17 protein-coding genes are annotated in these 21,736 nt (G+C 65.7%); 7 read left to right on the top strand and 10 right to left on the bottom strand.

Annotated elements, in window-relative coordinates; all coding sequences use genetic code 11:
- Window positions 1-36: 36 nt before the first annotated feature.
- Genes RQP53_RS01470 through RQP53_RS01445 form a run of 6 tightly spaced genes read left to right on the top strand, consistent with a single transcriptional unit; the run spans window position 37 to window position 9,018 of the window.
- Window positions 37-1,386, top strand: a complete 1,350-nt coding sequence (locus RQP53_RS01470; RefSeq protein ID WP_315648197.1) for a phenylacetate--CoA ligase family protein — start codon at window positions 37-39, stop codon at window positions 1,384-1,386.
- 42 nt (window positions 1,387-1,428) lie between these two features.
- Window positions 1,429-2,778, top strand: coding sequence for a putative O-glycosylation ligase, exosortase A system-associated (locus RQP53_RS01465; RefSeq protein ID WP_315648196.1), 1,350 nt, complete (start codon window positions 1,429-1,431; stop codon window positions 2,776-2,778).
- Entirely contained in the window at window positions 2,775-3,725 is a 951-nt protein-coding gene (locus RQP53_RS01460; protein WP_315648195.1) for a polysaccharide deacetylase family protein, read from the top strand. Before RQP53_RS01465 ends, RQP53_RS01460 begins: the two co-directional genes overlap by 4 nt.
- 12 nt (window positions 3,726-3,737) lie before the next feature.
- On the top strand, window positions 3,738-4,916 hold the full coding sequence (locus tag RQP53_RS01455; RefSeq protein WP_315648194.1) for a DegT/DnrJ/EryC1/StrS family aminotransferase: 1,179 nt from the start codon (window positions 3,738-3,740) through the stop codon (window positions 4,914-4,916).
- A complete protein-coding gene (locus tag RQP53_RS01450) occupies window positions 4,913-7,297 on the top strand; it encodes a GNAT family N-acetyltransferase (protein WP_315648193.1) in 2,385 nt (794 codons plus the stop codon). Before RQP53_RS01455 ends, RQP53_RS01450 begins: the two co-directional genes overlap by 4 nt.
- 53 nt (window positions 7,298-7,350) lie before the next feature.
- A complete protein-coding gene (locus RQP53_RS01445) occupies window positions 7,351-9,018 on the top strand; it encodes an asparagine synthetase B family protein (protein ID WP_315648192.1) in 1,668 nt (555 codons plus the stop codon).
- Between the two features lie 306 nt (window positions 9,019-9,324).
- On the opposite strand, the gene RQP53_RS01440 is transcribed toward RQP53_RS01445, so the two are convergent.
- The 10 genes from RQP53_RS01440 to RQP53_RS01395 all read right to left on the bottom strand — a co-directional run bounded on the left by RQP53_RS01440 (window position 9,325) and on the right by RQP53_RS01395 (window position 19,782).
- The gene (locus RQP53_RS01440; protein WP_315648191.1) at window positions 9,325-10,374 is read right to left on the bottom strand and encodes a M23 family metallopeptidase; all 1,050 of its coding nucleotides are present in this window, start codon (window positions 10,372-10,374) and stop codon (window positions 9,325-9,327) included.
- 370 nt (window positions 10,375-10,744) lie between these two features.
- A complete protein-coding gene (locus RQP53_RS01435) occupies window positions 10,745-11,995 on the bottom strand; it encodes a glycosyltransferase family protein (protein WP_315648190.1) in 1,251 nt (416 codons plus the stop codon).
- A 20-nt stretch (window positions 11,996-12,015) separates the two neighbouring features.
- Window positions 12,016-13,341 carry an acyltransferase family protein gene (locus RQP53_RS01430; RefSeq protein ID WP_315648189.1) on the bottom strand — a complete coding sequence of 442 codons (1,326 nt, stop codon included), beginning with the start codon at window positions 13,339-13,341 and terminating at the stop codon, window positions 12,016-12,018.
- Window positions 13,338-14,783 carry a lipopolysaccharide biosynthesis protein gene (locus tag RQP53_RS01425; RefSeq protein ID WP_315648188.1) on the bottom strand — a complete coding sequence of 482 codons (1,446 nt, stop codon included), beginning with the start codon at window positions 14,781-14,783 and terminating at the stop codon, window positions 13,338-13,340. Before RQP53_RS01425 ends, RQP53_RS01430 begins: the two co-directional genes overlap by 4 nt.
- The gene (locus RQP53_RS01420) at window positions 14,780-15,745 is read right to left on the bottom strand and encodes an AAC(3) family N-acetyltransferase (protein ID WP_315648187.1); all 966 of its coding nucleotides are present in this window, start codon (window positions 15,743-15,745) and stop codon (window positions 14,780-14,782) included. Before RQP53_RS01420 ends, RQP53_RS01425 begins: the two co-directional genes overlap by 4 nt.
- Window positions 15,738-16,922: a prenyltransferase/squalene oxidase repeat-containing protein gene (locus tag RQP53_RS01415; protein WP_315648185.1), complete on the bottom strand. Its 1,185-nt coding sequence runs from the start codon at window positions 16,920-16,922 to the stop codon at window positions 15,738-15,740. The genes RQP53_RS01420 and RQP53_RS01415 overlap by 8 nt, the downstream gene beginning before the upstream one ends.
- A 64-nt stretch (window positions 16,923-16,986) precedes the next feature.
- Window positions 16,987-17,703: a tetratricopeptide repeat protein gene (locus RQP53_RS01410; RefSeq protein WP_315648184.1), complete on the bottom strand. Its 717-nt coding sequence runs from the start codon at window positions 17,701-17,703 to the stop codon at window positions 16,987-16,989.
- Window positions 17,700-18,647 (bottom strand): hydrolase 1, exosortase A system-associated, encoded by a 948-nt coding sequence (locus RQP53_RS01405; protein ID WP_315648183.1) that lies wholly within the window; start codon window positions 18,645-18,647, stop codon window positions 17,700-17,702. The genes RQP53_RS01410 and RQP53_RS01405 overlap by 4 nt, the downstream gene beginning before the upstream one ends.
- A complete protein-coding gene (locus tag RQP53_RS01400; protein ID WP_315648182.1) occupies window positions 18,644-19,507 on the bottom strand; it encodes a hydrolase 2, exosortase A system-associated in 864 nt (287 codons plus the stop codon). Before RQP53_RS01400 ends, RQP53_RS01405 begins: the two co-directional genes overlap by 4 nt.
- Window positions 19,508-19,530: 23 nt before the next feature.
- A complete protein-coding gene (locus tag RQP53_RS01395; protein WP_315648181.1) occupies window positions 19,531-19,782 on the bottom strand; it encodes an acyl carrier protein in 252 nt (83 codons plus the stop codon).
- A 336-nt stretch (window positions 19,783-20,118) separates the two neighbouring features.
- Between RQP53_RS01395 and RQP53_RS01390 the strand changes: the two genes are divergently transcribed.
- A complete protein-coding gene (locus tag RQP53_RS01390; protein ID WP_315648180.1) occupies window positions 20,119-21,720 on the top strand; it encodes an acyl-CoA ligase (AMP-forming), exosortase A system-associated in 1,602 nt (533 codons plus the stop codon).
- The last annotated feature ends 16 nt before the right edge of the window (window positions 21,721-21,736 follow it).

The raw sequence follows: 21,736 nt of genomic DNA, 5'->3' as shown, positions 1-21,736 counted from the left end.
AACATCTGCCCAAAACGTCTGCCTGAATCGCGCCGCATGAGTCGTCTCTACACCCAGCTGGTCTCCAAGATCATCTTCCCGCTCCAGGAGCGGCTGAAGAAGCATGACACCGTGCGCGCCCGTCGTTCGCTGGAGCGCAGCCAGTGGCTGAGCCCGGAGCAGATCGCGGCCCAGCAGCTGGCCGAACTGAAGACCTTTCTGATCGACATCGGCCTGCATGTGCCTTACTACCGCGAGGCTTTTGCGCGCATCGGCTTCAAGCCCGAATCGCTGCAGAGCCTGGCCGATCTGGCGCAGCTGCCCACGCTGACCAAGCCGCTGATCCGCGATCATGCCGAGGCGCTCAAGCATGAGCATGCCGGGCCGCTGGGCCGCAGCTCGACCGGCGGCTCCTCGGGCACGCCGCTGCAGTTCTTCATCAGCCTGGAGCGTGTCTCGCACGATGTGGCGGCCAAATGGCGCGCCACGCGCTGGTGGGATGTGGATATCGGCGACCGCGAGGTGGTGGTCTGGGCTTCGCCGATCGAGTTGCACGCGCAGGACCGGGTGCGCCTGTTCCGCGATGCGCTGATGCGCAGCACGCTGCTCAATGCCTTCGCGATGAACGAGAAGAACCTCGATCACTATGTGCAGCGGCTGCGCGAGATTCGGCCGGCCATGGTGTTCGGCTACCCCTATTCGATCGCACTGATCAGCGCCCATGCCAAGAAGCGCGGCGTGCGGCTCGATGATTTGGGCGTGAAGGTCGTGTTCGTGACCTCCGAGTACCTGCACGATCACCAGCGCGAGCTGATCTCCGAGGTCTTCGGCTGCAAGGTCGCCAACGGCTATGGCGGGCGCGACGCCGGCTTCATCGCCCATGAATGCCCCGAAGGCGGCATGCACATCACGGCCGAGGACATCGTCGTCGAGCTGCTGGGCGAGGATGGCCAGCCAGTGGCCGACGGCCAGCCCGGCGAGGTCACCGTGACGCATCTGCGTACCCGCGACTACCCCTTCCTGCGCTACCGCACCGGTGACGTGGCGGTGCGCGACACACGGCGCTGCGCTTGTGGCCGCGGCCTGCCGCTGCTGCGCGAGATCCAGGGGCGCACCAACGATTTCCTGCGCGCCACCGATGGCACCATGCTGCCCTGCGGCGCGTTCACCTACCTGATGCGCGAGACCGAAGGCATCACCAACTACAAGATCATCCAGGAAACGCAGCTGCTGACGCGCTTGGAAGTGGTGCGGCCCGGTGGGCTCGACCAAGCCACGCGGCAAAAGCTGATCGATGGCCTGAAATTCCGCCTCGGCCGCGAGGTTGAGATTCAGGTGGAGCTGCTCGACGAAATTCCGGCCCAGGGCAATGGCAAGTACCGCTACGTGGTGAGCAAGCTGCAATGAGTGCTCGTCAGCGTCCGTCAATGCCCGCAGAGGTGACTGCCCATGCGTGACCTGTTCTATTTCACGCTGCTGGCGATGGCGATGATCTACACGCTGCGCCAGCCCTGGATAGGCATCATGAGCTGGACCATCGTCAGCATCATGAGCCCGCACGTGTTCGGGCACCGCATCAAGACGTTTCCGGTCGCGATGGTGGTGGCCGTGGTCACGCTGATCGCCTTCTTGGCGATCAGGGACAACAAGCGCAAGTTCCCGGTCTGTCGAGAGACGGCCACCTTCATGATGCTGATGCTGTGGTTCTGTATCACGCTACCGTTTTCCTATGACGTAGAAGGCAGCTACGAGGGCTGGAAGAAGGTGATGAAGATCGACTTCATGATCCTGATTGCCCTGGCCATGCTGCGCACCAAGCACCATATCGAGGTGCTGGTGTGGATGCTGGCGATCTCGATCGGCTTCTATGGTGTCAAAGGCGGCATCTTCACCATCACCTCGGGTGGCAACGACCGGGTTTGGGGCCCGGAGAGCACCTTCATTGAGGGGAATAACGAGCTGGCCCTGGCCATCATCATGATCATTCCCTTCATGCGCTATCTGCAGATGCGCAGCCAGAGCCGCTGGCTGAAGCTGGCGCTGCTGGGCAGCATGCTGATCTCGGTGGCCTCGGCGCTGGGCAGCCACTCGCGCGGCGCCTTGCTGGCGCTGGCTGCGATGGCGGCCGTCTTGTGGGTCCGTTCAAAGAACAAATTCACCACGCTCTTGATCGGCGTGGTCGTTGGCGGCGCCTTCTACAGTTTCATGCCCTCGCACTGGTTCAACCGGATGGAAACCATCGGTGAGTACCAGGCCGACGGCTCGGCCATGGGCCGCATCAATGCCTGGTGGATGGCCTACAACCTGGCCAAGGACAAGTTCTTCGGCGGCGGCTTCAATATCTACAACCCGGTGATGTTCGGCAAGTACGCGCCTGATCCCACTGACATCCACGCCGCCCACAGCATCTATTTCCAGATCCTCGGTGAGCATGGCTTCATCGGGCTCTTCATCTACCTGCTGCTGTGGCTCTTCGTCTGGTTGTCGGCCAATGATCTGCGCAAGCGCGGCGCCAAGCTGCCACAGACGCAGTGGGTGGCCGATCTGGGCGCGATGTGCCAGGTCAGCATGGCAGGTTATTTCGTCGGCGGCGCCTTCCTGAGCCTGGCCTATTTCGACCTGCCTTACAACACCATGATCGTCATCGTGCTGGCTCGCGCCTGGCTGGACCGCAAGGGCTGGATCGAGGAAGAGGCCGAGGCTGCGGCCTTGGCGGCCAAGGAAGCTGAAAAGGCGGGCAAGGGCGCGGTCAAGAAGAAGCCCTCGCGTCTGCGTTGGACCTGGGGGACTGCGGCTTGAAGCTCGTTTATCGATGGTTGTCGCCGGCTGGTGTGGCGGCGCGCATGCCGGTGCTGATTTTTCACCGCGTTCATGCAAGACCTGACCCTCTGTTTCCGGGCGAAGTCGATGCCGCGCGTTTTGACCAGCTGTGTGGCTGGTTGCGCCGCTGGTTCCATGTGCTGCCGCTGGACGAAGCAGTGCGCCTGCAGAAGCAGGGCGCCTTGCCGGCACGTGCCGCGGCGATCACCTTTGACGATGGCTATGCCGACAACCACGACGTCGCCATGCCCATCCTGCAGCGCCATGGCATCAGCGCCTGCTTCTTCATCGCCAGCGGCTTTCTTGACGGCGGCTGCATGTGGAACGACCGCGTCATCGAGGCCGTGCGGCGCAGCAAGCTGCCCAGCCTCGATCTGCGCGAGCTCAGCGAAGGGCTGCTGGGCGTCTACCCCTTGGAGAACATTGAAGCCCGCCGCGCGGCGATTCAGGCCATCATCGGCAAGGCGAAATACCTGCCGGTGCAGAAGCGCCTGGACCTCGTCGACGCCGTGCTGCGCGCTGCCGGCGTGGCGCTGCCGCGCGATCTGATGATGAGCAGCGAACAGGTTCGCCTGATGCGCCGGGGTGGCATGCAGATTGGCGCCCACACGCTCAGCCACCCGATCCTGGCCGGCCTGGATGCCGCCGCAGCGACGGCTGAAATCGATGGCAGCCGCCAGCAGCTGCAAGGCTTGCTGGACGAACGGATCGGTCTCTTCGCCTATCCGAATGGCAAGCTGGGCAGCGACTACAGTGCCGAGTCGGTTGAACTGGTGCGGCGCCTCGGGTTTGACGCGGCGGTCTCCACCCATCCGGGCGTGTTCGGTGCCAAGGCCGATCTGTTCCAGATTCCGCGCTTCACGCCGTGGGAAAGCGATAAGCTGCGTTTCGGTCTGCGCCTGGCCCAGACCATGGCGCGGTCCTGAGAGCGGCGCGGCGTGGACATCCTGGGCTATCAACAGCCTGCCGGCGGCTTTGCAGCGCCGTGCCTGCCCGTGCGTGCCGACAGGCCCTGGGGGACGGGGCAGGGCGCGATGGCGCGGCGCTGGCCGCGCCCTGAAAAGGAACTGCGCTTCTACCCACGTGCTCGCTACGCCATGGCGGCGGCGCTGCATCAGTTCGGTGTTGCGCCCGGCGACGCGGTGCTGCTGCCGTCTTACCACTGCCTGAGCCTGTTGGCGCCGGTGTTGCACCTGGGCGCCAGGCCGGTGTTTTACGCGCTGGATGCCGAGCTGCGGCCGCGAATGGACTCGGTGAAGCACGTGCTTGGTCGCCAAGCTGGAGTGCGCACCGTGGTGGCCAGCCACTTCTTTGGCCGCGATGCCGAATTGGCCGCGCTGCGCGCACTCTGTGATGAACACGGCTTGCCGCTGTTGGAAGACTGCGCCCATTTGCATGCTGCCGGCGTGGAATGGTTGGCCATGCCAGGCCGTGAGTCCATCGGGCGGCTTGGTGATCTGGTCGTGGCCAGCCCGTCGAAGTTTGTGCCGGCGCTCGACGGTGGCTTGCTATGGGCTGGACGTGGCGTGGAGCGCGTACTGCCCGCTGCACTGCCGTCGCCTTCATGGGGACAGGAGCTGCGCGGTTTCCTGAGCCTGATGCGTCCTCCAGCACGGCAAGCACTGACGCAGCGTTTCTTGCAGCGCAAGCACGTCGCGTCACAGCAAGGCGAGGGGAGTCACTTGACGGCGGTGGACGCGTCCTCGGCCGGCTGGGCGCCCGCTGCCGAAGGGCGAAGCGGCTTGCGGCTGTCCAGCCACTGCCTGCGCCGGGCCGATCACGAGGCCTTGGGGCAGCGCCGCCGTGAGCACGCGGCACGGTGGATCGACGCCCTGAGTCGTCTGCTACGCGTTCGGCCCTGGGTCGAGAATGTCAAAGCACTGGGGCCAGCGCCCTATATGCTGCCGGTGCTTGTCGATGAACCGGCCTCGGCGTTTGCGGCACTCAAGGCCATCGGCTTTCCCCTCGGTCGCTGGGACAGCCTGGCGCGTAGCGACTGCGAGGTCGCGGCAGCGATGCGCCTGGGTTTGTTCCATCTGCCTTGTCACCAACAACTTACCGGAGCGGACATGGATTGGCTTTGCGCCACATTTGCAGCCGTGGTGGAGTCCGCATGAACTCTCAAGACCAGCCGGACAACCCGGACAGCGTCGCCCCCGAACTTGAGCCCCAGATGCCGGCGCGCGCCGGCATGGGCGAGGGCGACGCGCTGGGCCTGGCCGTGGCTGCGCCATCGCCAAAGCGTCTGCCCGCCAATCCTTCTGCACCCCCGGGCATGCCCGTGCCGGCGCGTGGGCCGAGGCATTCCAGCTCGGAGCAAACGATGGCGGAACTGGATGGCCCGGCGGCCGACGCCGGGACCTGGCAGGTGCGCAAGCTGGCCGACGTGGATGCCAGCTTGATGCAAGGCTGGGATGAGCTCAAGCGGCGCATGTTTGGCGACCATCCGATGCTCAGCCGGCTGTTCATCGCCAATCTGCTCAAGCATTTCAAGAGCGGCAAGGAGCAGCTCTGCTATCTGGAGCGCGATGGGCAATGGCAGGCTGCCTTGATTGCGGTGCCCTCGCACCTGGGGCAATGGGCCTTGTTTCTGCCGGTTCAAGCGCAGCTCGGTGCGGCACTGCTGCACCGTGTCGGCCAGCTGCAGGGCCTGTTTGACAAGCTCCCAGGCGCTTGCCACGCGATCGACCTGCTGTGCCAAGACCCACTGCTGCTCGACACAAATAATCTTGATCCGCGCCGCATTGAGTTGATTGGCCATGCGCTGACGATTGCCGTGCCGCTGCAGGGCGGCTTCGATGCCTACTGGGGATCGCGCAGTTCCAAGCTGCGCCAGAACATTCGCCGCTATCTGCGCAAGGTGGCAGCGGCGAATGTGCGGACCAGCTTCAGGGTGCTGCACGAAGATGTCGACATTGCTGCGGGCTTGAAGCGTTATGCAGCCTTGGAGGCCAGCGGCTGGAAGGGGCGGGCGGGCACCGCGCTGAGCCCGGAGTCGCAGCAGTTCGGCTTCTACCGCGACACGATGTCGGACTTCGCCGGCGATGGCCGCGCGCTGGTGTTTGAGCTCTGGTTTGACGACACCCTGGTGGCATCGCGGCTGGTGCTGGTCGGCGCGAGCCGCATTGTCTTTTTGAAGACCAGCTACGACGAGAATTTTGCTGACTATTCGCCGGGCCGCCTCATGCTTCACCATGTGATGGAGCATCTGTTTCGCCACTATCCAGGGCGGCGTCTGGAGTTCTTCACCAATGCCGACACCGATCTGCTGGCCTGGGCCAGCGAATCGCGACCGATTTCGCATCTGCGCGTCTACCGGGATCTGCGTTCGCGCACGGCGATTCATCTGCTGCGGCGCTTCTCCTTGCTGCTCGGGCGTGACAAGCATAAAAGCGAGGCTGGGCCGAGCAACGACGTCGAGCACTACACGCATCCCTCGCAATTCCCGGCCGATGTGCTGGCCTTCATGGAGCGCTGCGAAGGCAGCAATCTGGAGTTTGGCGCCGACTGGTTTGCCCTGCAGGTCGACCACGCCTTGACGCCAGATCAGCGGCCACACTTCTATGTGCTGCGTGTTGACGGCCGTGTGCATGCGATGCTGCCCGTGCTGCTGAACCAGGGCGAGCGATTGGGCCCTGAACTCGGCGGCCTGACCAACTTCTACACCTCGCTGTTCGCGCCCATCCTGCAGGACGGCATTCGCGTCGATCGGCTGCAGCTCGCAGCGCTGGTGCGCGCCGTCAAGAAGGATCATCGCGCGGTGGCACGCTGGAGCATCTCGCCGATGGACCCGGGCCTGCCCAGCTACCAGCTGCTGATGGAAGCGATGCGCCTGGTGGGGCTGGTACCGCTGCCGTACTTCCGCTTCGGCAACTGGTACATGCCCAAGCAGGAGTGGCCGAGCTACTGGGCCGCGCGCGACAGCCAGCTGCGCAGCACCGTCAAGCGCCGCGGCAAGAAGTTTGCCGAACGTGGCGGCCGGCTCGAGGTCATCACTGACATGGCCGAGGTCGAGCGTGGCATTGCGGGCTACGAGGCCGTCTATGCCAGCAGCTGGAAGCGGCCTGAACCATTCCCGCATTTCGTGCCGGGCCTGATACGGCTGGGCGCACGGCGCGGCTGGCTGCGCCTGGGCGTGGCCTGGCTGGACGACAAGGCCATCGCGGCGCAGATCTGGCTGGTCAACGGCGGCAAGGCCAGCATCTTCAAGCTGGCCTACGACGAGGCCTACAAGGAGCTGTCGGCCGGCACCTTGCTGAGCGCCGCGCTGTTCGAGCATGTGCTGAGCAAGGACGCTATCACCGAGCTGGACTATCTGATCGGCGACGACGACTACAAGCGCACCTGGGTCAGCCACCGCCGCGAACGTTGGGGCATCGTCGCCTACAACCCGGGCACAATCCGCGGCCTGGCAGGGCTGATCTATGAACTGCTGGGCCGCAGCGTCAAGCGGCTGTTGGGGCGCTTCAAGAAGAGTCCGGCAGCAGACGCCGCCTGAGCGGCCGACGCGGCAGCAGGGACCAGGGACAAGCATCGATGGAGCAAGAACAAGTGAATCAAGAGTCCAAGACATTGGTGTGCGGTACACCGCGCTTTGGCAGCACCGCCCTGCAGCAGGCCGCAGCCGGCAACGCGCTGGCCGCCTGGCAGCAACTGGCGGCAGCCCCCGATGCGCTGCAGCAGCTGTTGGCCGTGCGCGGCAATTTCAGCGTTGGCCTGCGCGATGCCAGCGGCGCGGCCTTTCTCGCCGTTGATCGCTTCGCCAACTTCAGCCTCTGCTACCGGGTGCGCGATGGCCAGATTGATTTCGCGCTGCGTGCCGATGATCTCGCCGATGAACGCGACGAGATCGATCCGCAGGCGATCTACGACTATCTGTACTTCCACTGCATCCCCTCGCCGCGGACGATTTACAAGAGCATCTTCCGTCTGCCGCCCGGCCATTGCCTGATCGGGCAGGGCAGCGAGTTCCGCGTGCAGCGCTACTGGACACCGAGCTTCCAGGAGCCGCGCGGCGGCAATTTCGAGCAGTTGGCGGCCGAGTTCCGCGCCATCGTCAAGCAGTCGGTGGCCGACCAGCTCGACGGCAGCAAGCCGGCCTGCTTCCTCAGCGGCGGCACCGACAGCTCGACCGTGGCCGGCATGATGCGCGAGGTCACGGGCGCTGCACCGCAGAGTTATTCCATCGGCTTCGAGGCCCAGGGCTACGACGAGATGGAATACGCACGGCTGGCCGCGCGCCGCTTTGGCTGCGATCACCACGAGTACTACGTCACGCCCCAGGACATCGTCGACGGCCTGCCCATGGTGGCCGCGCATTACGACCAACCCTTTGGCAACTCTTCGGCGCTGCCGGCCTACTACTGCGCCCGCTTTGCCCAGCAGGACGGCGTCAGCAAGCTGCTGGCCGGCGATGGCGGCGACGAGCTGTTCGGCGGCAACTCGCGCTATGCCACCCAACGCATCTTCGGCTGGTACGACCATGTGCCGCGTGCGCTGGGCCGCTACCTGCTCGAACCCATCCTGGCCACCGGTGTGGCCAAGGCTTTTCCGCTGACGCGCAAGGCCGGCAGCTATGTCGAGCAGGCCCGCGTGCCGATGCCCGAACGGCTGCAGATGTACAACCTGCTGCTGCGCCTGGGGCCCGATGCGCTGTTCACACCCGAGCTGCTGCGCCAGGTCGACCGTGGCGCGCCGGCCGCGCACCAGCAGCAGACCTGGCGCGAGTGCGAGGCCGGTAGCGAGCTGAACCGCACGCTGGCCTTTGACTGGCGCTACACGCTCAGCGAGAGCGATCTGCCCAAGGTCGTCGGCACCACAGGGCTGGCCGGCGTGCAGGTGGGCTTCCCGCTGCTGTCCGACAGCCTGCTGGACTTCTCCATGCAGCTGCCGCTGGACTACAAGTTGCGCGGCTTGAAGCTGCGCTGGTTCTTCAAGGAAGCGCTGCGCGGTTTCCTGCCCGACGAGATCATCACCAAGAAGAAGCACGGCTTCGGCCTGCCCTTCGGCGTCTGGCTGGCCAGCAATGCCGATCTCGGCGCGCTGGCCCGCGACAGCCTCTACGGCCTGGTCGAACGCGGCATCCTGCGCCGCGACTTCGTCACCCAGTTGCTGGAGCAGCGGCTGCGAGAGCACCCCGGCTATTACGGCGAAGCGGTGTGGATCCTGACCGTGCTGGAACTGTGGCTCAAGGCCAAGAAACCTGGTTTCAAGCTCTGAGGGTGGGCTGAGGCAAGCGGCCAATGGCAGTGGCCGGCTTAGGGTGTTGCGCCAACCGCGTCTACTGCGCATCTCCGGTGGATCTCATCCCGTCGCGATGGCATGAATCCGCCCTTCAGAATGCCGGTGCCTGGTGTGAAAAGAAACTGGCAGGGGCGAGATCGACGCCAAGCAGAACGCCAGCGGCCGCCGCACCGTGCCTAACGGCCATGCGATCGTGGCAAGTAAACAGCTCTAAACCGCTCTAAACAGCTCAGTGCGCCGCCGATGCTCATGCCTTGCTGGCATCAGCACCGGCAGCAGCACTCACTGACTGAAGTAGCCTGAGCACTTCTTGACACCGTTCTTGCTCAGGTAGAAGCGGCTGCAGTTGGTGTCGTAGCTGCTGCCCGTGGCGGTGATCTGCCAGCCCGCAATACTGACGGTGTTCAGATGCTGCCAAGCGCCATTGGATTTGAGGCTCCAGTGCTGGTGCGGACCGGTTGAGGCACCGCCGTTGCACAAGGCCTGCGCCTTGTTATTGGCCGGGTTCCCGATGAAGGCGTTCTTGGCCACGGCCGCGCCCGTGTTGTACTGCAGCTGATCCATGTGGTAGTAAGTCGTGGACCAGCCACCGCTGTGCACGATTTCGGCGAAGCAGCTGGAGTGGCGCTTGAACGTGCCAGCCGCCGAGGCAGATACGCGCACCGCCGATTGGTTGCTGCCCCAGCCGCCGCCCTTGCTCATGTCCAACGAGGATAAGGGGTAGCTGCCGCTGCCGGTGTTGGTGTGCGCGCCGCCGACATGCCAGGAGTCACCAATCGGAAACGGAAACTGCAGAAAGCCGACCGGCGGCCCGGCCAGGCTGGCGTCTGGCGTGCCGGACGTAGTCGCTTGCGCATCGCCGCTGCTGGCGGCGGCCTGCTCATGCAGGGCGCGCGCAGCGTCGGTGTCGAAGGCACGTCCGAACAGGCGCTGATAGGTGGCGGCGAACTCCTGTTCATTGCCGTTGGAGTTCGTCAGCAGTGCGCGCAGCGGTGTGAACTGGGCTGACTCGTTGCCGAACTCGGCGGCAGCCTCGTGGGGCGCGCTCTCATAGAGCCGGCGTGCCAGCTGATCCGCGACATCACGGACCTGGGCGTTGAAACCGGTCTGCTTGGAGAGACTGCCCATGGGCCGGTTGAGGGCGGCCCGTTGCTCTGGGCGGCTGATCAAGCCACTGTGCTGCTCGATCAAGGTCAGCAGTACGCGCGGGCTGATGCTGCTGTAGCCGGCCCAGTGAGAAATCGTCTCCGCATACTGGGCCAGTTGCGGGGCGTGCGCGAGGAGGTAGCTTTCGGTATCGAAGCTGAACATCTCCGCATGGCTGTAAAGCAAGGGGTTGTTGCTCGATGTGGCTGATGTGCCAGCCGCTCGGACGGGCAGAGCCGCAAGAGCGGCCGCACAGGCCAGAGTGGTCAGCAAGGCAGGTTTGAAGGCTTTCATGGCGACGGGCTTTCACGAAAGAGGCTTTGACCGATTGGGCCGCCGATCACCCAATACCCCTATTGCTGTCTTGCTCTTTGACTCGAAGACCTTGGGGCCACGATGAAGCTCGGCGGGCCAATCCAGTCTAGGTAGGCCGGTGCTGATCGTCTTCTGTCGGGGCTGGCAGCTTGTCGCATGGCAAGGCCTGTGCTAACCGATCTGTTGGTCGTCGTCACCGGTACAGCGAGAAGCACCGTTCACCGGCCGGCTCGGAGTGACCTCAGCGCTTCACCAAGCCGTCAAGCATGGCCGCAAATTCCCGCGTGCGCGCCAGCCGGGAGGCTTGGGCAACGCCAGCGGCATCAGCGCAGAGCTCGCGCTGGCGGGCCTGCTCATCGAGGAACAGGCTCAGGCCGCGAGCGATGTCTTCGGCCTCGTTGAGCTGGAACTGGCTTTGCACGCCGGCCTTGCGCAGCACGGCAGCGGTGTCGCCGGCGCGGTCGGTCAGGCAGAAGATGGGTCGGCCGGCGCGCAGGTATTCGTAGGCCTTGGCAGGGATTTGCGCATTGCAGTTGTCGGCCTGTAGCAGCATCAGGCCGTCGGCATTGAGCATCTCGGCCAGGGCATCCTTGTAGCCGACAGGCGGCAGGGTCTCGACATGGGCACTGACGCCGTGTTCGGCGGCCAGCCGCTGAATCAAATCGTCATGCACCGAGGCGCGGAAACGCAGCTTGATATTGCGCGCCGGCTTGCCCGGCTGTAGCACGCCGCGATCGAGCAGCAGGCGCATGGCCGCCATCAGCTGGGTCGGATCGCGTTCCCAGGGGTAGACGATGCCGCTGTGCAGCAGCGTCAGCGCGTCGTCGTTCAAGGCGCGGCGGGGCTGGTTCTCGGCGCCGGCAAAGCTGCCTTCGTCGTAGCCGTTCTCCAGCAGGGCCATGCGCGAGGCGGCGGCGCTGTAGCGGCCTTGATAGTCGCGCAGCGCCGAGGGCGTGGTGAAGGTCATCAGCGCGGCTTGCGCGGCGATGCGGGCCTCGATATCGAGGAATTTCTGTCGGGTGATCGGATCGGGCGGGTAGTCCGGCTGAGCCATTGGGTCGCGGAAATCGGCCACCCAGGGCAGACCCGAGCGGGCCTGCACCGCAGCGCCAATGCTGTGGGCGCTGGCAATCGGGTAGGTCGACCAGATCGCATCGGCCTTGTGTTCGCGGATCAGGCGCATTGCATCGCCAACGCCAAACCAGCGCCAGCTCATCCAGCGGTCCGGCCGGGCCAGCGCGCCGATATAGCGGCCCTTGATGGCCAGGTCACGCGAGGCGTCCAGCGCGAAGGAGCGTTTGACGACGGTGCCTGCCGGCACATCGGCCAGCATATCGTCGCTGCAGCGCTCATAGGCCTCGGGGCGCACCGTCAGCACCAGCGGCTGCCAGCCGAACTGCGGCAGCTGCTGCACCAGGCGCAGCGTGCGCTGAATCCCGCTGCTGCCTGCCAGCGGCGGGAAATGGTAGGCAATCATCAGCAGGCGTTTCATGGACGAAAGACTTTCGAGCTCTAGTTCTTGATCGACAGGGTGGCCTCGCGCGGGCGGCCCAGCAGGGTTTCCATCAGCGTCACGATGCGCGGCTGCAACTGCTTCTCCAGCAGATAGGCCAAGCCCAGCACCAATGGCAGTACCAGCAGCGCCCAGTGTTTGGCAGCACCCATGCCGGTGACGGCCTCGCGCGCAAACACCAGCAGCGGGTAATGCACCAGGTAGAGCGCGTAGGAGATGCCGCCCAGCCAGGCAATGCGCTTGATCGCAGTGTCGGCGAAACGGCTCAGCCAGGCGCTGCCGTCGGCACCGAGCAGCAGCGTCCACGCCGCCCAGAACAGCACCAGGCGCTGGTTGAACATGGTCATGTTCACGGCCAGTTCCTTGTAGCGGCCCAGCAGCAGGACGGCCAGCACCAGGGCCGTGCCCGTGGCCCAGATCCAGCCCTGTTGGCGCCCGTTGAGCCGCTGGCGTTGGCCGACGGTGACCGGATAGGCCAAGAGCGGCAGCAGCACAAACACCCAGGGCAGACCGTCGTAGTCGGACAGTCGCGATTCGCTGAAGGTCCAGACCAGGACGACGCCGATGAAGGGCGACAGATAGCTCAGGCTGCGGGGGTACTGAATCAGCTGGCCGCGACGCACATGCTCGGCCACCCAGGCGCCCAGGCACCAGTAGCCGTACAGCGACAGCACATTGCTGACATGGCCGCAGTCATGCAGATTCCAGGCCCCCGCGGAGAGGCTCAGCGCCACGCCCGCGATCGTGGCCCGCCCGATGCCGATGCGCCGGCGCAGCGCATGAAACAGCGGGTAGATCAGGTAGTAGCTCATCTCGTAGGAGAGCGACCAGAAGGGCGGATTGGTCGGCATGGGCTCGAACCAGTGGCCGCAGACATAGACCCGGTCGACCACAAAGCCCAGTGTCGCCCAGACTTCGCGCCAGTCCAGCGTGCGCCAGATCTTTTCGTAATGCGGCAACTGCAGCGCCAGGCCCAGACCGTACAGCCCGAGGATGCCCAGCACGGTGACGGCAAAGATCGGATAAACCCGCCGCCAGCGCAGATAGAGGTAGTGGCGCACCTCAGCCCAGCGGCTCAGCGAACGGTCGACATTCACATAGTGGATGCTGAAGCCCGAGAGCAGGAAGAAGAACAGCACCGCCTCGTGGGCATAGCCCGAGCACAGATTGACCAGCAGCGGCCACTCGGGCTTCCAGTCGTAGCGGTAGCCGATGATCTGGAAGACATGGGCCAGCACCACATAGCTGGCGCACAGGCCGCGCGCGGCTTCGACCGCATCGAGCTTCTTCGGCGGCAACATCGCCGCATCGCGCGCCACACTCACTTGCGCTTCCTCAGCATCTGCCAGGCCTCGACGGCGCCGGCGCGGTTGATCAGCAAGGTGCCCAGCAGATAGACGGCCACGCCGGCTGCACCCAGCAGGCACAGGCGCACAAAGGCCGGCCATTGCTCGATCAAGGGGTGCAGCGCCGTGCTGGCGACCCATAGCGCGGTGGCACAGACGGTGGCCGGCAACTGGCTGCTGGCCAACTGCCAGACGCGCAGATTCAGCACCGGCAGGGCGCGGATCAGATTGCCCAGCAACACCAGCGGAAAGGCGATCAGCCAGGCCATGCTGACGCCGAACAGACCCCAGTGCGAGCCGATCACGAAAGCAATGGGCATGACGATGCAGGCCGAGAGCTGGTTCAGCACCGAGATCTTCGGGTGGCCCATGCCCTGCACGGCGGCCGGCACCATGCTGGACAGCATGCGCAGCGGCATCAGCAGGCACAGCAGCTGCAGCGGCATCACCGCGCTATGCCACTGATCGCCCATCAGGATGGCGACCAGCTCGGGCGCCAGCGCCGACATCGCGAACGAAATCGGGAAGGACAGCAGCGCCATCAGCCGGGCGGCGGTCATGAAGTGGGCGCCGGCGGCGTCCGGGTCGCCTTGCAAGCGCGAGAAGGCCGGCATGGCCACCTGGTTCAACACCGAGGAGATGCGCTGCACCGGCAGGCCGGCCAGATGCATGGACACCGAGTAGACGCCCAGCGGCTCCTTACCCAGCAGCTTGCCGACCAGAAAGGTGTCCATCTGCGAGTAGAAGAACCACAGCATCCGCGCCAGCGTGACCTGGCCGCCGAAGGAGACGAAGTGGCGCATGCCGGCGAGCGAAAAGCTCGGGCTCACGTGCATCGGCGACAGCCACATGAAACCGGCGGCACGCAGCGCCGTGCCGGCCAGGCTGCCCCAGACCAGTGACCAGACGCCATGCCCGGTATAGGCCAGCACGAGCACGACCACACCGCTGACCACCGCCGAGGCGGCTTCCAGCACCGAGGCGGTGCGGAAGTTCATTGCCCGTTCCAGCAGCGAGCGCGGCAAGGAGATCAGTGCCACCAGCGGGAACTGCAGCGCCAGCGCCCAGATCACCTTGGCCAGGCGCGGTTCATCGAAGAAGCTGGCAATCAGCGGCGCTGTGGCCACCAGCAGCACGAAGAGCAGGGCATTGGCCGAGATCACCAGGCCGAAGACCTGGCGCAGCTGCTGGCGGTCGACCTTGTCGGCCTGCACGATGGACAGGCCCAGGCCGATTTCCGACATCAGCATCAGGAAGGCGACAAACACGTTCGCCATCGCCAGCAGGCCGTAATCGGCCGGCGCCAGCAGGCGGATGACCAGCAGCGTCATCGCCCAGGTGAAGAGCTGGCTGACCAGGCGGGCGCCCGCTGTCCAGCGCAGGCCGGACAGCACCTGGGTGCGCAGACTGCCGTCGCTCATGCCTGCGTACTCGTCGTGTTAGCAGTGGTCGCGTGCGCGGCAGCAGCCGCCTGCAGCTGCTCGGCCGTGGCATAGATGGTCAGGCCGCGGCCGGCCAGCGTTTCGAGATGGGCGTAGAAATCCTGCGCCGGAATCCACCAGGAGCGCGCCTCGCCCACCTTGCCGGCCTTGAGCAGGCCGGCACGGCTGAATTCCTCGTAGTAGAACTGGCGCAGGTCGGCGCGCGATTTGTGGTCGATGCGCTGCGGCATATAGATCGGGTCCAGCGGCGTCACCGGTACCTGGACCAGATGGCCTTGCCAATCGCGGCAGGGCATCTGGTAGGTCTCGCTCATGCGCACCGGCAGCGGGAAGCGCTCCAGCATCCGGTCTTCGAGCAGATGGTAGAAGGTCACCGGGCCCATGCTGATGCCCAGGCCCAGCACCTTGGCGTTCAGGCTCAGGCAGCGTTCCCAGGGCGAGCCCTCGCCGAACACCGAGGGCGCCAGATGGTGGCTGCCGACGATCTCCTTGGCGCGCGGGCCGATGGCCGAGACCGAGTGGGTCGGGTGGATGCTGCGCTCGATGCCCGGCAGGGTCAGGAACGCCGCGGGCAGGGCGCCCAGGTTCGAACCGTGCACGCGCGGGTCGAACACATAGTCCGTCATCTTGCAGGTGTTGTAGATCGTGCCGCCGGGCAGGTAGTAGGTGGGCACAACCAGGGTGCCGCCGGGGCTGATCGCCTCGTAGACGGCCTCCAGCACCTCGCGCGGGCCACCCTCGACAAATCCCAGGCTCTTCAGCGAGGAATGCAGCATGACGATGTCGCCGGGCCCTATGCCCATGGCGCGCAGTCCCTGCACGATGGTGGCTCGGTCGATGTGCGGCGCTTCGGCGCGCAACGCGGCCTCACGCTGCTTGGCATGGCGGGCGGCGAGAACCTTCTTGACGGCGCGCTTCAGCGCCTGGATGAAATCAGCCACGGCGCGAGATGTCCAGTTCGAGCAGATTGGCGTCGATCATGAACTTCGGTGCCCAGTTCAGGTACTGCCAGCGGCCGTAAGCGCCATCGACGGGGAAGGAGCCCTTGACGGCGCCGAGCTGGTCCGCCGGGCCATCCAGGCGCATCGTACGGCGCACATAGCGGTTGGCCTTCTGCGCCGCTTCCAGGTACTTGCGCTCGCCGGTCAGCTCGAACAGCATCAGCCAGCTGTGCGCGATCTGCACCTCGCCGGTCAGGCAGGACCAGCTCACCGCCGCGCTCCAGTCCGGCTTGAGCATGCCGGGCAGGAAGCCGTCGGGGCGCAGCGCCGAGAGCAGGCCATCGGCCGTCTTGATCGCACGGGCCAGCACATCAGCGTCGCCGCTGAAGCGGTGGGCTTCCATGAAGCCGCGCAGCGCATAGCCCAGCGTGTGGGTCAGCGGCGTGTCCGGGTTGGTCAGGCAGCAGTTGGCCAGCCAGCCATTGGCCTGCTGCTGAGTCAGCGCCCAGCGCACCTGCTTCATCGCGGCCTCGGCATAGCCGTTGCCGGGGGCCACGCGGGCGGCCTCGAACAGGCCCCAGGACACATGGGTTTCGTAGGTCTTGTCGCCGGCCTTGGCAAAAGGCGTGGCGTGCTTGCGCCAGCAGCCATCGGCGTCCAGCGAGTCGCGCAGCCAGACGGCCGCCTTGTGCATGGGCTGCAGATAGGCATCGCCAAAGGTGCTGGCGCCGGCCGCCAGACCGATCAGGATCTGGCCGGTGTTGAAGGTCACCGGCACGCGCAGCGTGGCATTGACCTTGCCGCCCATGAAGCCGCCTTCGGGGAACTGGATGGACACCAGCCAGTCCAGCATGCGGCGGGCGCGCTCGATCGCATCCTGATCGCCATAGCGCTGGCCGTAGTCGATCATCGTCGGGATGATGTAGCCGGTGGTCTCGGGGTAGGACGGGCCCCAGCCCTCGTTCAGCGAGTAGTCGCGGGCAACACCACCGTCGTGCGTGGCCGATTCATCCTGCGCGCGCTTGAGCCACTGGACAGCGGCACGCACCGCCGGCTCGATGCCCGGGTCGCTGGCCGGCAGTCCCTGCTTGTCACGTGCCAGCTCGGCTTTGGCGGCGGGGCTCAGCGCGGCTTGTTCACGCCAGTTGCGAAGCATCTGCTTGGCTGCACTCAACATATCGGGTCTAGCTCCGTGTTTCTTTTGGGGTTCTGATATCTGGGGCGCTCGGCCGTGGGCTTGCTCAGGGCGCGCTGGCCGCTGATGCCGCGGGTTCCGCAGCGGTGGGCTTGTCGGCCTCGGGTTCGCGCCACTGGCCCACCGACTTCAGTCGTTCGACCAGGCCTTGGTTCGTGTAGCCGATCTTCAGCGCCTCGTGGGCGTGGGTCAGCGCCTTGTCGTAGGCCTTCAGCTCGAAATAGCTGAGCCCGATGTTGTAGTGCGTCAGCGCATTGCCGGCGGCGTGGCGGGCGGCCTCGTCCACCTGCTCCTGCGCCTCGGCCAAGCGCGATCGGCCGATCAGGTACTGGACGTAGAGCATGCGCGCCACGGTGTCGTTTCGCTTGAAGCGCAGCGCGCGCTCGAAGTAGCACTCGACCGGATGAGCCGCACCCGGCACCTGGTCGCTCTTCAGCTTCTTGCCCAGATTGAGCATCGACAGCAGCGCGCGATGGTGATTGGGGAACTTGGCCAGCGTGTAGTTCAGATCGGTGCCGACCAGCGCCGTGCTGTGCCCGCGCACCAGCAACTCCACCTCCGAGGTGAAGTGGGCGCGCTCGACGACGCCGAGCTTGTCCTTGTCATAGCGGTAGTCGTAGGGCCCGAAGTCGCCCTGCACATAGACCGGGCCGCAGAGCTCGGGGCTGACCTGGGCTTGTGCGGCACTGGGCAGCAGCGCAGCAGCCAACAGGGCCGGCAGCAGGGGCAAGGCAGCAGTGCGTGCGCGAGTCAAAGCGTTCATCGGGTGGCCTTGGCGAGAGAGGGTGGGTCGGACACGGCAGCCCCGGGCCTGCCCAGGCTCAGCAGCCAGTCCAGGCAAACGCTGTTCATGGCCTGCAAGCTGCCCGGGCCGGAAAAAGTGTGATCGGCGTCTTTGAAGTCAACCCGCTTGAGCGTGCTGGCCGTCAGCAAACCGTTCCAGGCCGGTGAGCCGGCGCTGTGGTCGAGAAACTCCTGGGCGGTCAGATCCTCGCCGCTGAGCAAGAGCAGGCTGCGGCCCTTGAAATGGCGCAGCCCCAGCGCCATGCGATCCTGAAAGCCCAAAGCTCGCTCGCTGGCTGGCGCGCCTGCGTCGGCCGCAGCCGCCGGGCGGCCGAGCAAGGCCGCCAGATTGCTGCCCAGGCTGCGCAGCGCCTGCAGACCCACGCCGCCCTTGATCAGCTTGAGCCAGAACTCGGGCTGCTTGAGCCTTTGCAGGTAGTAATGCTTGGCCTGCGCGCGCGCCAGGCCCTGTGCGGTACGCACCCAAGGATTGGCCAGCGCCAAGGCCTTGACACGACGATCCTCACGGTGCTCGTGGACGTAGAGCAGGGCGGCCGAGGCCGCATCGCACAGCCCCCAGAGCACGACGCCCTCCAGATCCGGGCAGGCCGACATGAAAGCGCTGATGGCCGCGCCGATATCGCTGCTGACGCGTTCAAAGTCGCGCTGCATGCCGGCGCTGTCGCCCATGCCGCGGTAGTCAAAGCGCAGCACCGGGTAACCGGCTGAGGCCCAGTGGCGCGCCTGCAGCACAAACTGGCGGTGGCTGCCGGCGCGGTACTGCGGGCCGCCAACGATGATCAGCACGCCCAGGGTGGCGCGGGCGCTGCCGGCCTTGGGCTCGCTGACGATGCCCAGCAAGGCCTGACCCTCGCAGTCGAAGGCCAGCGCACGTTCCTGGTAGGCGAGGGGGCTGCTATTCATCCGGCGTGGCGCTCCATCGCGGCGAGCGTGGCGGCCAGCAGGGCCGGCGCTTCCTCAATCTCGGTCGTTTGCCAAAACTGCGGGCCTTGCAGCATGGCCGCTTCGAGCTGCCAGCCAGCGGCGCGCCAGGCCTCATGGGCCTGCTGGGCGACCGGGCTGAAGCTGGCCTCGGCTTGAGTGCTCAGCTCGAACCAGAGCAGATGCCGGGGCGGGCTGGCCTCGGCCAGGGCCGGCGGCGTGAGCCGGGATTTCTCAAGGCCCTTGGCCAGCGCGGCGGGCAGCTGATAGCCGGCCACCTCGACGCTGGCGCCGGCGTCCAGCTGCGCCTGCACCTCGGCCATGGCGCCCTTGCCCTGGCCGCTGATCAGGCCGCTGGCCGTTTTCAGGCGCAGGAATTGCTGCAGCAGCTGCTTGCCGCTGCTGGCTGGCTGCCAGAACAGGCAGTGCGCGGGCTCAGGCAGCTGTGACGCCACCTCGGCCGCGAGCAGGGCGCCGGCACGCATGCCCCAGAGCCACAAGGGTGAACTGCCGCAATGGCGCAGTTGCTCGGCGCCAATGCGCACATCGTCCTGCCAGGCGGCCCAGCTGGCGTCACCAAAGTCGCCGTCGCTATCGCCACAGCCGAGCAGATCGATCTGCAGCACCCAGAAGCCGGCCCGCGCCAGTGCCTGAGCCTGCAGCGCCGCCATCCGGCGTGCCTTGTTCATTTCCTCGGCAAAGGCATGAACGAAGAGCACACGGCCGCGCACCGCTCTGCCCGCGCCGGGCTGATGTAGCAGACCGAAGCGCTGCAGGCCGTCGCGGGCACTGGGCAGGAACTGCGGCAGCGCGCGTGGCAGGTGCGAGGTGGCGGCATGCATGGCCGGCGCTCAGGCGAAGGCGCTCAGTCCTTCAGCTTGGCGTCGACGAAGTCGACCAGCGCACCGACGGTGGCAAAGGTGTCGCCATCGATCTCATCGTCGCCGATGCTGATACCCAACTGCTCCTCCAGCGCGGTGATCAGGCTGACCACGGCCATGGAATCCAGCTCGGCAATCGCGCCAAGCAGGGCGGTATCACGGCTGAAACTGGCGCTGCGGCCTTCCAGGCTCAGGACTTCATCGAGTATGCGAACGACGTTCTTATAAGTATCCATGGCGTGTGCTGAATCTGTGGCGAGCACCATCGCAGCGATGGTGGCGCGGGCATTTTGGCCCAGAGCAAGGCGAGCCTCGGATGAGGCTCGGCGATGGGCGCGATCTTAAGGGCAAATATCACCGTGCCGCCGTTCGCGGCCCCCTTGTCCGGAGGGGATGCGCCCAGCGTCTGGCGGGTGGCGGCGCGTGCGTTGGCACGCCGCCTGAATGCGGGGTAGGCGCACCCAGTTTGACGGTCGGTCTGGCACAGGCGGTATGCGATACTTTTTGGCGCTTGGCACTGGCCCTTGAGCACCGGCCATCGTGGCCCCACAAAGTCAGCAAAGAAACCCAGCATGTCATTTCCGCTTCAGCAAACCCCGCGTGATTCCAGTCTGCTGCCCGCCCTCGTTTTTGACGCGGCCGACCGCAATCCCGATCGTGTGGCGCTGACCTATGGCGCGCAAAACCTCAGCTATGGCGAATTGGCCGCCCAGCTGCGCGGTTTTTCGTCGGCGCTGATGGCTTTGGGATTGCCGCGCGGCGCGCGTGTCGGCATTTATCTCGAAAAACGTTTTGAAACCGTGGTGGCCAGTTTTGGTGCACCGGCGGCGGGCTGTGTTTTTGTGCCCATGAATCCGCTTTTGAAGGCCGAGCAGGTGGCTTTCATCATGCGCGACTGCGATGTGCAGCTGCTGGTGACCTCGCCCGAGCGTCTGGCCACGCTGCAGGAGCAGCTTCCAAACTGCCCCTCACTGCGCCATATCGTGCTGACCAGCGGCGCCGCTGAAGGCCAGCTCGATTGGGCCACGCTGCTGCAGACGCCGACCGTGCCCGGTCATCGCGTCATCGACACCGATATGGTCGCCATCCTTTACACCTCGGGCAGCACCGGCAAACCCAAGGGCGTGGTGCTGTCGCACCGGAATATGGTGGCCGGCGCACGCAGTGTGGCCAGCTACCTGGAGAACCGCGCCAGCGATACGCTGCTGGCGGCCTTGCCACTCTCCTTTGACGCCGGCTTCAGCCAGTTGACCACGGCATTCCACGCCGGCGCTCGTGTTGTGCTGCTGAACTACCTGATGCCGCGCGATGTGCTCAAGGCAATGGAGCGCGAGAAGGTCACCGGGCTGACGGCCGTGCCGCCGCTGTACATCCAGCTCTCGCAGCTGGAGTGGCCGGCGGCCATCGGCGAGCATCTGCGCTACTTCGCCAACACCGGCGGCCGCATGCCGCGCGAGACGCTGGACGCGCTGCGCCAGCGTGTGCCCAGCGCCTTGCCCTATCTGATGTATGGCCTGACCGAGGCCTTCCGCTCGACCTATCTGCCGCCTTCTGAAGTTGATCGCCGGCCCGATTCAATCGGCAAGGCGATCCCGAATGCCGAAATCTTGGTCTTGCGCGAGGATGGCACGCCCTGCGCGCCCGATGAGCCGGGCGAGCTGGTGCACCGCGGCGCCCTGGTCGGCATGGGCTACTGGAACGATGCGGAAAAGACTGCCGAACGCTACAAGCTGCTGCCTGCGGGCGCGCCGGGCCGCGAGGCCGGCCTGCAGCTGCCCGAGTACGCGGTGTTCTCCGGCGACAACGTGCGCATGGACGCTGAGGGCTTTCTGTACTTCATCGGCCGGCGCGACGAGATGATGAAAACCTCGGGCTACCGGGTCAGTCCCACCGAGGTCGAGGAAATCCTCTACGCGACCAAGCTGGTGGGCGAATGCGTCGCTTTTGGCGCCGACCATCCGACCTTGGGCCAGAGCATCCAGGTCATCGCCACGCCGCCGGCCGGTGCTGAGGCCATCGACATGGCCGCCTTGCTGGCCGAGTGCAAGCAGCGCATGCCGGCCTATATGGTGCCGGCGGGCATCGAGCAGCAGGCCGGGCCCTTGCCGCGCAATCCGAATGGCAAGATCGACCGCAAGCTGCTGTCAACGGCCTGGCTGGAAGCGCGCGGCTGAGCTGGCTGCGGCAAGA

Origin of the sequence: Roseateles aquae (genome assembly GCF_032337115.1) — a bacterium.
GTDB lineage: Bacteria > Pseudomonadota > Gammaproteobacteria > Burkholderiales > Burkholderiaceae_C > Roseateles_C > Roseateles_C aquae.
Note: the sequence above shows the minus strand (reverse complement) of the source record. Positions and strands in the feature narration are given on the sequence as shown.